The sequence below is a fragment of the Chitinimonas taiwanensis DSM 18899 genome, assembly GCF_900119825.1.
Classification (GTDB): domain Bacteria; phylum Pseudomonadota; class Gammaproteobacteria; order Burkholderiales; family Chitinimonadaceae; genus Chitinimonas; species Chitinimonas taiwanensis.
The window spans coordinates 31,395-43,667 of sequence record NZ_FPKR01000003.1; the positions used below are offsets into that span (position 1 = coordinate 31,395).

At 62.7% G+C, this 12,273-nt stretch carries 17 protein-coding genes; 1 reads left to right on the top strand and 16 read right to left on the bottom strand.

Annotated features, from left to right (window positions below):
• Positions 1-39 precede the first annotated feature (39 nt).
• The 8 genes from BT173_RS03825 to BT173_RS03860 form a co-directional block, all read right to left on the bottom strand.
• Entirely contained in the window at positions 40-594 is a 555-nt protein-coding gene (locus BT173_RS03825; RefSeq protein ID WP_072427315.1) for a hypothetical protein, read from the bottom strand.
• Between the two features lie 122 nt (positions 595-716).
• Positions 717-1,718: an alpha/beta hydrolase gene (locus tag BT173_RS03830; RefSeq protein WP_072427316.1), complete on the bottom strand. Its 1,002-nt coding sequence runs from the start codon at positions 1,716-1,718 to the stop codon at positions 717-719.
• A gap of 68 nt (positions 1,719-1,786) precedes the next feature.
• Positions 1,787-2,260, bottom strand: coding sequence for a GNAT family N-acetyltransferase (locus BT173_RS03835; protein ID WP_072427317.1), 474 nt, complete (start codon positions 2,258-2,260; stop codon positions 1,787-1,789).
• A gap of 51 nt (positions 2,261-2,311) precedes the next feature.
• Complete coding sequence (locus BT173_RS03840; protein WP_072427318.1) at positions 2,312-2,704, bottom strand: VOC family protein; 393 nt, start codon at positions 2,702-2,704, stop codon at positions 2,312-2,314.
• Positions 2,705-2,743: 39 nt separating this feature from the next.
• Complete coding sequence (locus tag BT173_RS03845; RefSeq protein ID WP_072427608.1) at positions 2,744-3,199, bottom strand: SRPBCC family protein; 456 nt, start codon at positions 3,197-3,199, stop codon at positions 2,744-2,746.
• Between the two features lie 25 nt (positions 3,200-3,224).
• Positions 3,225-3,434, bottom strand: coding sequence for a DUF4287 domain-containing protein (locus BT173_RS03850; protein ID WP_072427319.1), 210 nt, complete (start codon positions 3,432-3,434; stop codon positions 3,225-3,227).
• 74 nt (positions 3,435-3,508) lie between these two features.
• Entirely contained in the window at positions 3,509-4,009 is a 501-nt protein-coding gene (locus tag BT173_RS03855; protein ID WP_072427320.1) for a DinB family protein, read from the bottom strand.
• Between the two features lie 72 nt (positions 4,010-4,081).
• The gene (locus BT173_RS03860) at positions 4,082-4,789 is read right to left on the bottom strand and encodes a DUF4386 domain-containing protein (protein WP_072427321.1); all 708 of its coding nucleotides are present in this window, start codon (positions 4,787-4,789) and stop codon (positions 4,082-4,084) included.
• Positions 4,790-5,119: 330 nt separating this feature from the next.
• Here BT173_RS03860 and BT173_RS03870 point away from each other — a divergent pair, with 330 nt between their 5' ends.
• Positions 5,120-7,180, top strand: coding sequence for an alkaline phosphatase family protein (locus tag BT173_RS03870; RefSeq protein ID WP_175545549.1), 2,061 nt, complete (start codon positions 5,120-5,122; stop codon positions 7,178-7,180).
• 49 nt (positions 7,181-7,229) lie between these two features.
• Here the strand turns inward: BT173_RS03870 and BT173_RS03875 are convergent, their stop codons facing one another.
• The 8 genes from BT173_RS03875 to BT173_RS03910 form a co-directional block, all read right to left on the bottom strand.
• A complete protein-coding gene (locus BT173_RS03875; RefSeq protein ID WP_072427324.1) occupies positions 7,230-7,592 on the bottom strand; it encodes a DUF1801 domain-containing protein in 363 nt (120 codons plus the stop codon).
• Positions 7,593-7,665: 73 nt separating this feature from the next.
• Positions 7,666-8,112 carry an SRPBCC family protein gene (locus BT173_RS03880; protein ID WP_072427325.1) on the bottom strand — a complete coding sequence of 149 codons (447 nt, stop codon included), beginning with the start codon at positions 8,110-8,112 and terminating at the stop codon, positions 7,666-7,668.
• Between the two features lie 145 nt (positions 8,113-8,257).
• Positions 8,258-8,758: a hypothetical protein gene (locus BT173_RS03885; RefSeq protein ID WP_072427326.1), complete on the bottom strand. Its 501-nt coding sequence runs from the start codon at positions 8,756-8,758 to the stop codon at positions 8,258-8,260.
• 64 nt (positions 8,759-8,822) lie between these two features.
• Positions 8,823-9,407, bottom strand: coding sequence for a hypothetical protein (locus tag BT173_RS19730; protein WP_217651396.1), 585 nt, complete (start codon positions 9,405-9,407; stop codon positions 8,823-8,825).
• 20 nt (positions 9,408-9,427) lie between these two features.
• Positions 9,428-10,174, bottom strand: a complete 747-nt coding sequence (locus tag BT173_RS03895; RefSeq protein ID WP_072427327.1) for a GNAT family N-acetyltransferase — start codon at positions 10,172-10,174, stop codon at positions 9,428-9,430.
• Positions 10,175-10,320: 146 nt separating this feature from the next.
• Positions 10,321-10,722, bottom strand: coding sequence for a hypothetical protein (locus BT173_RS03900; protein WP_072427328.1), 402 nt, complete (start codon positions 10,720-10,722; stop codon positions 10,321-10,323).
• A 132-nt stretch (positions 10,723-10,854) separates the two neighbouring features.
• A complete protein-coding gene (locus BT173_RS03905; protein WP_139256037.1) occupies positions 10,855-11,274 on the bottom strand; it encodes a hypothetical protein in 420 nt (139 codons plus the stop codon).
• Positions 11,275-11,454: 180 nt separating this feature from the next.
• A complete protein-coding gene (locus tag BT173_RS03910) occupies positions 11,455-12,204 on the bottom strand; it encodes a sterol desaturase family protein (RefSeq protein WP_139256038.1) in 750 nt (249 codons plus the stop codon).
• Between the last annotated feature and the right edge of the window lie 69 nt (positions 12,205-12,273).

The following is a 12,273-nucleotide window of genomic DNA, read 5'->3' on the forward strand; positions in this document are numbered from 1 at the left end:
CGGGCGCCCGGGCCGGGCGTGGCCAGTGCGCCAGGGGGCTTACTGCTTCAGGTCGTAGCTCATGAAGTCCACATATTGGATGCCGCCCACGCCCGAATTGACCAGCACCTTGACGCGGTCGCTATAGCCCTTGCGGGTGAATACCGAGAACTGTGGCTTGTCGGTATCGAGCGTGAATTCCTTATCGGCCTTCAGCGACTCGTGCTTGTCGGTGGCGATCTGGGCAGTGCGCGGCAGGGTTTCCAGCGCGTGGATCTGCACATGCTTCTCGGCCGCAAACTTGATCAGCGAGACATTGATATAGCGGTTATCGGTGACGAAGTTCAGGTAGAGCGTCTTGTTCTTCGACTGCTCGACCTTGCTGGCGGTCAGCGTTTCGTTATTGAAGGAGTTGTACTGCCAGTCATCGGTATCCAGATAGTTCTTGATATAACCATCGAACAGCGCAAACGCGTCCGCCTCACTGACCGCCAACGTGTTCTTGATCGTCTCGGCGACCATTTTCTCATCGCCGCTCAGGCTGCCGTAGCCACCCAGGGCCCAGACATTGACTTGCAGGCATAGGCCCAGTGCGATGGTGATCAGCTTTTTCATAGTCCTACTCCCTATCGATATGGTTGGCTTGGCCGCAGCGTGGCGGCCGGCTCGCAGTATCGCCTACCCATCGTGGGAGCGGCCAGTGTGGTCGGTGGCAATAAGACCGGGTCGAGCGCTAGCTAATCGGGCTGGCCAATGTGGCGGCGCAGAAAGGCAACCGAACGCGCCAAGGCCTGCTGGCCCGGCTTGCCGTCCAGATCGAACTGGTATTCATGTCCGAGCTCGGGCTTGAGATCGGGTGGAAAGAACAGTGTTTCCACTGTCACGCCTTGCTTGGACAGTGCACTGGCCAAGGCTTGCGACTGCCCGAGCAGCGGGTCGGCATTGCCGGCCGAGATAAAGGCGGGGGGAAAGCGCGCACTGACTTCGGGCAGCACCGAAGCGGTGGCGAAGCGCACGTCCTGCTGGAAGTCCTTGCGCCCGCTATAGGCCCAGAGCACGGTACGCAAAAAGGCACCGAAGCCGCCGTCCAGATTGACCTCGCGTATATCGTAAGGTCCGCAGTACAGCAGCACGGCGGCCAATTGGCTACGCGCGATGCTGGCTTGTACGCCAATGCGCTGAGCATAGTCCGGCTCGCTCAGGCTGGCCGCCACCTGGGCTGCGATATGGGCGCCGGCCGAGTCGCCAGCCAGGATCAGCTTGTCGGCATCCACAGGTAGCATGCTGGCCTGCCGGCTCAGGTAGCCGAGTGCCGCGTGCACCTGACGCACGGGCGTGGGGTAGGTGGCGCCGGGCGCGATCGCATAGCCTACAACCGCCACGCTAAAACCTTGTCCGGCCAGGATGCGCGCATAGTTCCCTAACAGGGCCTTGCTGCCCGATACCCAGCCTCCGCCATGTATCCACACGATGGTGGGCAGTTTGCGCTGCGCACTATTTGCCGGGTAGAACAGGTCCAGAAAGGCATGCGGGCTATCCGCTGCATATTGCAGATCGCGCTGCTCGGCGATGTCGGCCGGCAGATGAGGCTGTTGCGCGCTGAAGGCACGCTGTGCGCCGCTATCAAATACGGCACGTATCAGCAGCGCGCCCGGCCAGGGACTCAGCTGCAGCGCAGCAAAAGTGCCCAGCGCAAGCAGGGCCAGGACGCTCAGCGAGCAGAGCAGGAAGCGGCGCATGCGGTCACTCCAATCAGGAAGGGGTGAGCCTGACTGTAGTACATGCGAGGTAGGGGGCCAGGTCGGCCTTAGTCAAACGGATAGACGAGCGGCACGCAGCCATAGGGCAGCGATTGGGCGAGCGGGAAGTCCACAAAGCCGTGGCGGCGGTAGAAGCCCTCGGCATTGCGCGAGGCATTGGCGCGCAGATGCCCGCGCGGCGAGCGTGTGCGGCATTGCAGCAGCGCCTGCGCCAGCAAGGCCTGCCCGGCGCCGCTGCCCTGGCTGGCCGGGCGGATATACAGCTCGGCCAGGTTCCAGTAGGCCTTGACCAGCATCAGCCCGACCATCTCATCACCCTGCAGGCACTTCAGGAAGAGATGGGCATCGCCCTCGGCCATGCATTGCGCATAGTTGGCGCAGCAATGCTCAAGCAAAGCGTCGATCTCGCCCGGGCTCAGATAGGCGGTCGAATGCAGTGCGGCCAGGGTCAGGCTGCGCGCGGCGGCCAGGTCGGCGGGGGTGAAGCGGGCCAGGGTGAGCGACATGGGGGAGGCGAACATGTGGGGCGGGCCGCCCAGTGTAGCGGCCCCTCGCGCGGTGCGCCTGCCGGGCTAGGGGGCGGGCTGGCGCGCATAGCTGACGGTCAGCGCCTCCCAGATATGCTCATCCGGCTGGCTCCAGTACACGATGCGCCCGCCATGCTGGGTATTGATCTGCCCATCGGTCGGCCCATGCGGTGTGCTGCGGTAGGCCACGCCCAGCGCCTGCAGGCGCATCAGCAGCGCATCGAATTCGGCATCGGACAGGCGAAAGCAGTAGTGGAGGCGCATAGGCTCCCCTGCTACCTGGTCCATATCCAGGGTCAGCCCCGCGCTCACATACACGGGGCAGAACGGCCCAGGTCCGGCTTCTGCCCAAGGGACACCCAGAATGCGCGCCAGCAGGGCAGCCGCGCCACGCTGGTCGCGGCAGGGAACGATCAGATGATCGAGTTCGATCGCCATCAGGGCTGCTCCCTTGCTTGGCCTGGCGCGCGTCTAGCCCTACGTGCATAGCAGCTTGGCCAGCCGGTCCAGGTTCTGTTCATTGGCTGGGCCGACGAAGTCGGCCAGCGCGTCTCTTTCCTCCGCGCTGTCGAATACCTGCCGCCATTGCAGCAGGGTTTGCGCGCCTTGGGCGCTCAGCGTGATGTCGAGCCAGAAATGGTGCACGAGCGCCAAGTGTTCGATCACGATGCGCTGGTCCGGTTGCAGCGTGTGAAAGCGGCTCTCGTTCGGATAGTCCTGACCATCCGGCCCATGCATGACGAAGCGCCAAGCGCCACCCGGCCGGAATTCAAAGGTCTGGAAGCTGCTGCGAAAGCCCGCTGGCCCCCACCAGCGCGCCAGCAGCGCAGGGTCGGCAAAGGCGGCGAATACCCGCGTGGGTGTGGCATCCAGCAGGCGCTGATGCAGGAAGGCGCGCGCGGCGCTGGTCTGGGCGTCGGGGAGAGCGGACATGGCCATCTTTCGCTGCGGCCGGCGGCTACTGGCTGGCCAGGAAGTGGGCAACCAGGGCATTCGCATGCCCATGGCCGAGCTGGTGCTCGGACTTGAGCAGGCTGACCAACTCCATATGCTTGCGCGGCCCGGCCTGGGTCAGGATGTCCAGCCAGTGCGCAATCGGCTGGCCATAGGTCTTCTCGATGGACGGGAAATAGCTGGCGGGGCCTTTGGGCTTGGCTTGTTCGGTCATGTCTTCCTCCTGCTTCGGGTAAAAAAACGGTCCGCGCGGTCTGAGCGCCGCTTGCGACCCTGTGGGGCGGCTGTCTAGCCCTGACGGCGCGCCGGTTCGCTCTGGTGCAGAAATTTGGTGTACAGATCGCGCGGCGGTGCCATCCCCAGCGATTTGAGGATCTGGCCGACATTGCCGCGGTGATAGCCGCCATGGGTGATCACGTGCAGGAGGATCTCCTCGCGCGACATGCGGCCGCGATCGCCATCCGTAAAGGTGAAGGCGATGCTTTCCGCCAGATCGGCATTCGACAAGCTGGCGATATGGTCCTGATACCAGGCATCGCAGGCGGCCACGGCCTCGCGCAGCGCGGCCAGCGTGGGCGTATCCGGGGTATTGGTCGCGCTGTACGGGCATGCCGGACCGCCCAGATGGGCTTGGAACAGCCGGTCCACCACATGGATATGGTTGAGGGTGCGTAGGCAGCTATGCAGCTCGGCTGCCTGTGCCTCGCCCAGCGTGGCCAGCAGGGAAAACAGCTCGGTATTGGCCCAGGCCTTGTAGGCAAACAGGGACGTCAGGGTGGTGTGGGACATGGCATGCGCACCGGTGCGAGTAAGCGGGAGGACGGTAGCAAAGTGTAGCCCTGTGCCACCCGCTTGGCGAAGCTAAGCGGTCTGGCGCCGCTGCCAGGCCTGCGCATCCACGCCGCGCACCATCATCCACAAGCAGAGCGCCAGCTCGCCCACTAGCGGCGGCATCATGATGGCGGGGAACAGCATGGCGGCCAGCGCCGGCGCCAGCAGCAGGGCCGCACTATTGATCAGGTAGCACAGGCCAGCCAGGCCTAGCAGCAGGCCGATGGCCTTGGGGAAATAGCCGGATTGCACGATCAGGTAGGCGCGCACCAGGCAGGCCATGCCAAAGAAGATCAGCCCGATACCAAAGCCGTAGCCATGCAGTTGTATGGCGAGCTGGGCCAGCACGACCAGCCCCGGCGTGTCCGGGCCGGCCGGCTGGGTGGCGATCAAGGCCGGTAGCAGCAGGGTGAGCTTGTTCGCCGCCAGCACGGCGGTCTGGACGATATTGAACAGCGTTGCCAATAGGGCGAGCGGAGCGTTGACCGGCTTGAGCAGGAGATAAAGCACCACGATCACCGGCACATCCAGCACATGCATGAGCAGATCGCCGCCTATGCCGGCGCGCCACAGGCCAGGCGCGGCCTGGATATTGGCCAGCGTGGTGCTGGGGTCGCCCACCGCGATCAGCGTGTTTCTGACCAGGGTTTCGCCAAACAGGCCGAGCACAATGATGGCTAGGTAGAAGACACCGATCAGGCGGAGGTGGAAGGGAAACACGGACGGGGAGAGGCGCACGGTAGACCTTGGCTCGCGGTGGTGGAAGGCGCGTGCATGGGAGCACGCCGGCGCGCGCGCTGGCTAGTGCGCCTACTGACTAGGCCGCCGTATTGTGGCTTCCCCGCCACGCGGCCACGGGCCGTGCCAGTTTTGTGCCGGCTGGCTTGGCATTACTTGGCGGGCACCGTGATGGCTGCTTCACAGGCAGTCGCGCGCACTGCGCCTAGAGTGATGCTGAGCGTGCGCAAGCCGCGCCACGCCACATCATGCATACCGCCCGTACGCAGGCCAGTGCCTTGGAAAGTCGACAGGCCGGCGACAGGGCGGAAGCCGCCAGGAGGATTGCGTATGTCCATGCAGCAGATTGAGCACGTGGTGGTATTGATGCTGGAGAACCGGTCTTTCGACAGCATGCTGGGCTGGTTGTACGAGCACGATCAACCGGCCGTCAATATTCCGCCCGCCGCGCCGGGTGATGCATTTCGCGGCCTGCAACAGGTGGATTTGCAAGCCTTTCTGAACCGCGCCAGCAATGGGCTGTCCTCGCCGCCGGTGCGCGGGGCGGCTGGCTTCACCGTGCCGAGCGCCGATCCGGGCGAGGAGTTCGCGCATGTGAACCAGCAGTTCTTCAATACGCCGAATCCGCCACCCGGCGCTACGGCCACCATGACCGGCGTGCTGCAGGACTTCGTCGACGTGATGACGGCGCAGGGCTTCAGCGCGCAGGACATCGAAGCCGCCGGCATGATCATGCAAACCTATACGCCCGGCCAGCTGCCGGTGCTCAGCCAGTTGGCACGCCACTATGCGGTGTGCGACGACTGGTTTGCCTCAGTGCCCTCGCAAACCAATCCGAACCGCGCCTTCCTGATGACCGGCACTTCGCATGGCCTGGTCAATAACGGCCAGCTAGAAACCTCGCCCGAGGCCAAGGAAATCGAGAAGATCCTGCATATGGGCATCGGCGATGACCGCTTTCCCGAGCCTACGCTGTTCAATGCGCTGGCGGCGGGCGGGGTGGATTGGGCAGTTTTCTGGCAGACCAGCTTTCTGCCGCACAAGATCGCCGCCCTGCTCAAGGCCCTGCCGACGTTGATCGACCTGCTCAAGCTACTTGATCCGGCTGTGGGCAATGCGCTGATGAAAATGCTGCAAGCGCTGCAGCGCTATACCGACTATCTGCATGGCCTCACCTCGGGCGAGCTCCCCTCCAACTACACCTGGCGGCTCTTCCCGCAGATCCAGCAGATTCCCGATGCCAGCGCCCACTTCAAGGACATGCAGCAGTTTCATGCTCAGGCGCGCGCCGGCAGCTTGCCCCGTTTCAGCTATCTGGAGCCGACCTGGACCATCTCGCAGTCGGCCACCGATGCCGGCCTGAAGAATCTGCTCACCCAGCTGGGCAATGACTACCACCCACCAGGCAATCTGGTCGTGGCCGAAAACTTCGTGCGCGATGTGTATGCGAGCCTGATCGCTAACCAGACGGCCTGGAACAAGACCCTGTTCATCATCACCTTCGACGAATTCGTCGGTAGCTTCGACCATGTGCCGCCGCCGGCCGCCGTGGCACCCTGGGGCGATCAGCCACCCGGTTTCGACACCCATGGTTTTGACTTCAAGCGCTACGGCGCACGCGTGCCCACCTTGCTGATTTCACCCTGGGTGGCCAGGGGCACAGTGTTCCGCGCGCCTGGCCCGGTGCCGTTCGACCATACCGCCATCATTGCCAATACGCTGAAATGGCAGGGGCTGGATGAGCAGATCGGCAACTTTGGGGAGCGTACGCGCCAGGCACCGAGCTTCGAGCAGGTGCTGAGCCTGCAGCAGCCACGCAGCGATGCGGCGGATATCGGCTTCCTGCAAGTGGGTCGCCGGCTGGGCGAGCCGGTGCGCTTCGGCGACCAGATCGTGCTGCGCAACCAGTACGGCAAATACCTGGGCCAGTTCCAGCGCGCCATGAAGGGTGGCTGGCTACCCGACGACTTGCTCGGCTTCGCGGTCGACCTGAACCTGGCCGCCTATTTCCCCACCCTGAGCGAGCAGGCCGCCACGCTGACCTTGCGCACTACGCTGGCCGACCCGCCCGCCCAGGTGGACGACGGCAGCAGCAGCTTGCTGTTGACGCTGGAGGAGGGCGTAGGCGCAGCCAACTTCCTGGGCGCCTGGCGCGATTCATCGGACTGCTACTACTACAACAACTATGTGCAGGGACCCTACACCCAGAACCAGACCTGGATCATCAAACAGGTCGACAAGCCCCATCTACCGCTGCACTACGGCGACCGCATCTACCTGGAAAGCGCCTACGCCAGCGGCCAGCGGCTGAGCGCCAACTGGGATGGCGACTGGCTGACCACCAAGCGTGGGGGCGATTACTGGATCATCGAGCCGGCGGTGCCGGTTTAGCTCAGCGAGTTGGTGCTCCGCGTACTGGTGGTTTGCGCTGAGATGGCACTTAAGCCGCCTGCTGGGCTGCCTTCAAGGCCAGGGGCAGGTACTGCGCGAGCTGCTTGCCCTCGATATCGGCCAGGGTGCTGAGCTTCAGGTGGCGCCGAAACTTGCCGCTGCCCTCGAGATGGCCGAATGGGTCGGTGATGGCCGCGCCGTGGCCGAACTCCACCGACACATGCTCCTTGTAGGCGAACACGCCGCAGAAGGGCACGCCCGAGGCAAACAGGATGCCGCCGTATTTGACCTCCTCGGCAAACGGCGTGCATTGCTGCCTGACCAGTTCGCGCACCGCGCAGGTCAGCGCGTGGCGTGTTTCGCCCAGCAGGCGGATGTCTTCGAGTAGGGCTTCAACGGTCTTGGCGGACATGGGCGGTGCTTTCGCTGGCTGGAAAGAAGGGCGTGGCAGCCCGCTGCAGTCGGCCGCAGCGGGCGGCGGTGGCTCAGCCGGGGATGTCCGGCTCGACCAGGGTGGCGAACTGGGCCAGCGATTCCTGCCAGCCCAGATAACACATCTCGAGCGGGATCATCTCGGGAATGCCTTCCTGCAGCACCGTCAGCTCGGTGCCGCAGGACACCTCGCTCAGCTGGACCGTGACCCGCAGCTCACCAGGCAGATTGCTGTCCTCGAAGCGGTCGGTGTAGCGGATCAGCTGATTGGGCACCAGCTCCAGGTACTCGCCGCCGAAGGCATGCGCATGGCCGGTGGAGAAATTGCGGAAGGACATCCTGAAGCTGCCACCCACCACCGCGTCCAGATGGTGGACGGTGCAGGTAAAGCCATAAGGCGGCAGCCACTTGGCCAGCGCCTCGGGCTCAAGAAAGGCACGGTAGAGCTTTTCGGGCTTGGCGCGGATCACGCGATGTAGACGAACGCTGCGAGAGGACATGGTCGGGCTCCTGATGGGTGGGGAGGCCGCCAGCGGCAGCCTCTAGCAGTACGACGGACAAGGCGCCTGAGTTTCGACAGCGCCGGCCGAAATTTCAATAAAAAGCATCTGTCCGGCGCGCGCCGCAGCAATTTGCGCCAGTGGCTCAATCCAGGCAACGGCCGCTCTGCCCGCCGTCCAGCGGGATGGGCAGACCGGGTTTTTCCACCTGGTAGTGCAAGGACAGCACCTGCCACTGCTCGCCCACCTGCTGAAGCTGGATGCTGTTCACCCCCACGAAATCGGGCTGCGACGCGGCCTGGTCGCTGCGCGATTCCACCACGCTATAGGCGACCGCGAAGCGATCGTAGCGATGCAGCTGACGCGCGACCTCGCACTCATAAAAGCCCTTTTTGTTGATGGGGGCGCTGGGCTTGAGGAAATCTATGCCACTCAGACGGCGAAGCCGCAGGCGCTCTTTCTGGTAGTGCCCTAGAAACACCACTGCATCAGCATGGAACAGGCGCTTCAGCACGGGAAGATCGACATCTGCCCCCGCATCGTGGGACAGCGCACGCCAAAGCGCAGACACGGCGGCCTCTGGCGTGGCCTCGGCGGCGTAGGTGCAGAGCGGGCTCAGTAATAGGGCCAAGAGTAGCGTGCGCATGAGCGTGTCGGTCCAAGGGGAGGGCGGTTGAGGGGAAATGACAATATGGCCAGTACGCCTGAGTTTAGGCCGGCTCGGGCAGACCATTGCGCAGGCAAGCGCCCTCGATCAGCGCCTTGAGCAGGCTTGCCACTTCGGCCTGCGGCGCCGCGATCAGTGGTACCGCCCAGCTGCAGCCGGCCAGCGCGAAGTGCGCTTGCCAGTCCGGCCAGACGCGCAGTTGCGCCAGGTTCAGCGCGCAGCTACCGCCGCGCTCGGCCATGCCACCGCCTATCGATTCCCCGAGCTGGAAGGGCTGTGCGCTGAAAGGCGCTAGGTAAACATAGTAGACATGGTGGCGCGCGTCCTGCGCGCTGGGCGCCTCGTTTTGGTATCCCAGGCGCAGGGTCTGCTGTTCCAGCTCTGCAGTGCTGAGCGGCTGCGAATGTGCGTACAGATAACTGGCCTCCACTTCGCCGGCGGCCGGCCAGGTTAGGCGTTGCGCATCGAAGCTGAAGCGTTTGCCATGCTGCGGGTAGGCGAGCTGCGCCCAGCCAGCCTGTTGGGAGAGCTGTGCGATTGTGAACAGCCGGTATTCGGATGCGCCGAAGCGCAGGACCAGCTGGCCCTGCTCATTCGGGATGGCTTGTGTCAGGCAAGGTGTGGTCATCGTGCGGGCGCTCGCCGGTTCTAGTCTGCCGCATCGGGCGAAATCACTTCCCAGCTGCCGAACAGGCTCAGCCCGGCCGAGCGGGCCAGTGCGGCCGAGGCGATATTGTCGTGCTGGCAGCGATACTGCGGTTGGTAACCCAGCGTCAGCGCATGCCGGCTGATCGCGCGCACCACCCGGCTGGCGTGGCCCTGGCCGCGGTAGGGCGGCAGGGTCAGCACGCCCATATCGGCAATCTGCTGACCATCCCAAGGGTACATGCTGGCCGCGCAGATCAGGCGTTCCTGCTCGAAGGCGCCGAACACCGCCCAGTGATCGAGCTCCACATAGGCGTCGTCCAGATCCTGCTCGGAGGCCGCACCCTGGAAGGCCGCAAACAGTTCGGCATCGGCCGCCTGTAGCTGGCGCACCGAGCTGGGCGTGATCTCCTGCATCAGGGCGGTCTTGTCCGCTTCGCTGAAGTGAAACAGGTAGTCGGCGCCATGCAGCGGCAGATCGGCCTGCTGCAAACGTTCGCGCAGCATGGCCTCATTGCGCACAGGCTGCTGCCGCAGCGCCAGCCGCTCGGCTAGTGCTGGCGTGCAGACGGCCTGCAGCTGACCAGCAGCCCGGCGCAACAGCATCACCCGCCGCGCCGCATCGAGGTCGGCCTGGGTGGCCACGCTAAGCTCAGCGCTGTGCTGCAGCACGTCGCCGCCCAGAAAGGTGTGCTGCCAAAACGATTCAATGGCGGGGGAGAACAAGGTGGAGTGAGCAGTAACTGACATAAATAAAATGGATAGTAATCGAATGGAAAGCAGCGCGTTGCCTGACTGCGTGTGAGGACCCTAAGCCAAGCAGGTTTACATCGCGGTACCTGCAGCGCCAGTGTGACTACAGGGCACGCCTACCGCGCTCGGTGCTCCGCGATGGGTTAGCGAGAAGGAAATAACTTAGCCCTCAGCTTGGGTGCAAGCAAAAGGAGTAGGGACGCAATAAATGAAACAACACATAGGCCTAAAGCCGAACCAAACAAGTAATAGTCAGGGGCGAATGGTGTACCGCCTGACATGAGCTGAACCAGCAGTACGCCAGCGAGGCCAACGGCAGCCCCGATGAGTGGCAAAGCCAGCGCGCGTTGACCGCTCTGCCTCAGCAAGAAGCTGTAAGGTGCAGCGACCACCAGGGAGAAAATCGCCGCGCCGGGTAGCGCGAGGCCAATGGAAAAACCAGAGTAGACCGCGCCGCTTAACAGTATGGCGATGCTGGCAAGAGAGAGTGGATTCATTTTCATGGCTTGAGTGGTGGTTATTAAGAATTCATGAGCGTTGCTCATGGGTAAGTTAGCATGGTTTCCCAAATGCGCTGCGCGACATTGGCTGGCTGCTAAGTGATGCTATGCAATGCTGCCGTATTCTCTATCAACCCATGATGGCAGTGCTGAATTAATGGCCGTATAGATGGTTGATCAAACTTGTCTAATGCTCTCAATTCTAATACTTGGCAAGGCTTCATTTATTGGTCTGATAATGATGAGGTCCGTGGCACGAGTTTGTTGAGATAGGCGTGGGGGGTGAAATGCAAGTGCTTCAATATCTTGATATTTAAGGGTGTGCGCCCGCTTGATTTTTCCGTCCGACTCTGTGATGGTCAAGGATTCTTCTGTGCTATTGAATTCTAGGCGCTCTGGTTCAATGACGGGTTGGTGCTTGCTAATAGCCAGCCAGATGATAAATAGCGCTGGAGCGATCAATATGAAAGCACCCTTCCATCCGCGCTCATTGATGATTAAAGTTATATGGGCAATGTAAATGGTGAGGAGTGTGGCTAGAAGCCAAAGTGGTGAAAATAGTGGCTGTACAATCTCGTCTCGTTCGATGATGAGCACGCCTTTCCGCCTATTGTCTACTTCCCACTTGCCTATGCTGCGAATAAATGATGCGCTGATCCGGCGTGAGATTGTCTTATTACGCATTGGCTTTGCTAATCATATTTGGTGACTTGCGTTGATGTTTGAACCACGAGAATTGCATGACCGCGCTATGAGCCACGTGCAACGGGGCAATGGCTAAGGCATCGCATCGGGCTTGGATTGATGCACATCGCGAAACAGCAGCATATCGCTGATGCGCTGCGACCTGGCCTCGTCAAAACCCAGCGCGAGCGAGCGCTCCTTGGGGTTGGCCCAAGTGCCGAACAGCATGTCCCAGATCGGCAGCCCATAGTTCTGCGCATGGTGGTCTTGCTCGTGGTGGACCGTATGCATTTCCGGGCGCTGTACCAGATAGCCAAGCCAGCGCGGCGTGCGCAGATCGCTATGCAGGAAGAGATCGAAGGCGCCGGTCAGAAAGAGCGCGATGGCCGCCGCCAGCGGCGAGGCACCCAGGATCAGATAGCTGGAAAACGCGCTGATCAGCACGGCCGCGGCGGTATCCATCGGGTGGGCATAGAAGGCGGTCAGCGCTTCCACACGCTTGGCGCTGTGGTGGAGCTGGTGAAAGATGCGCCAGAGCAGATCGAAGCGATGCGTGGCGCGGTGCCACCAATAGAAGATGAAGCTCGCCAACAGAAAGCTGAGCAGGCCGGTGACCGGGTCGGGCAGGTGCCGCGAGGCCTGGATCAGCGCGTGTTGTTCGATGCCGCTGGCGAATAGATAGCCAAGCAAGAGCGTGACCAGCACGGTGGCCACGCCAAGGCCGGTCGACAGGATCAGCCAGCGCCGGTCGCAGTGGTTGCGGGAAGCCGGGGCGATTACCTCGCGGCAGAAGATGGCCACGAAGAGCAGGGCAATCAGCGGATAAGTGTAGAGTTCGATCATGCGGGCATGCCTTGGTGTGTCGCCCCGACTGGCTTGCCTACCCTGCGACGCGCGCATTGCGTAGACAGG

What these genes read in the sequence shown, in the direction of transcription:
- BT173_RS03825 (WP_072427315.1), bottom strand. Translation starts at nt 594, where the DNA reads ATGAAAAAGCTGATCACCATCGCACTGGGCCTATGCCTGCAAGTCAAT.
- BT173_RS03830 (WP_072427316.1), bottom strand. Translation starts at nt 1,718, where the DNA reads ATGCGCCGCTTCCTGCTCTGCTCGCTGAGCGTCCTGGCCCTGCTTGCG.
- BT173_RS03835 (WP_072427317.1), bottom strand. Translation starts at nt 2,260, where the DNA reads ATGTTCGCCTCCCCCATGTCGCTCACCCTGGCCCGCTTCACCCCCGCC.
- BT173_RS03840 (WP_072427318.1), bottom strand. Translation starts at nt 2,704, where the DNA reads ATGGCGATCGAACTCGATCATCTGATCGTTCCCTGCCGCGACCAGCGT.
- BT173_RS03845 (WP_072427608.1), bottom strand. Translation starts at nt 3,199, where the DNA reads ATGTCCGCTCTCCCCGACGCCCAGACCAGCGCCGCGCGCGCCTTCCTG.
- BT173_RS03850 (WP_072427319.1), bottom strand. Translation starts at nt 3,434, where the DNA reads ATGACCGAACAAGCCAAGCCCAAAGGCCCCGCCAGCTATTTCCCGTCC.
- BT173_RS03855 (WP_072427320.1), bottom strand. Translation starts at nt 4,009, where the DNA reads ATGTCCCACACCACCCTGACGTCCCTGTTTGCCTACAAGGCCTGGGCC.
- BT173_RS03870 (WP_175545549.1), top strand. Translation starts at nt 5,120, where the DNA reads ATGTCCATGCAGCAGATTGAGCACGTGGTGGTATTGATGCTGGAGAAC.
- BT173_RS03875 (WP_072427324.1), bottom strand. Translation starts at nt 7,592, where the DNA reads ATGTCCGCCAAGACCGTTGAAGCCCTACTCGAAGACATCCGCCTGCTG.
- BT173_RS03880 (WP_072427325.1), bottom strand. Translation starts at nt 8,112, where the DNA reads ATGTCCTCTCGCAGCGTTCGTCTACATCGCGTGATCCGCGCCAAGCCC.
- BT173_RS03885 (WP_072427326.1), bottom strand. Translation starts at nt 8,758, where the DNA reads ATGCGCACGCTACTCTTGGCCCTATTACTGAGCCCGCTCTGCACCTAC.
- BT173_RS19730 (WP_217651396.1), bottom strand. Translation starts at nt 9,407, where the DNA reads ATGACCACACCTTGCCTGACACAAGCCATCCCGAATGAGCAGGGCCAG.
- BT173_RS03895 (WP_072427327.1), bottom strand. Translation starts at nt 10,174, where the DNA reads ATGTCAGTTACTGCTCACTCCACCTTGTTCTCCCCCGCCATTGAATCG.
- BT173_RS03900 (WP_072427328.1), bottom strand. Translation starts at nt 10,722, where the DNA reads ATGAGCAACGCTCATGAATTCTTAATAACCACCACTCAAGCCATGAAA.
- BT173_RS03910 (WP_139256038.1), bottom strand. Translation starts at nt 12,204, where the DNA reads ATGATCGAACTCTACACTTATCCGCTGATTGCCCTGCTCTTCGTGGCC.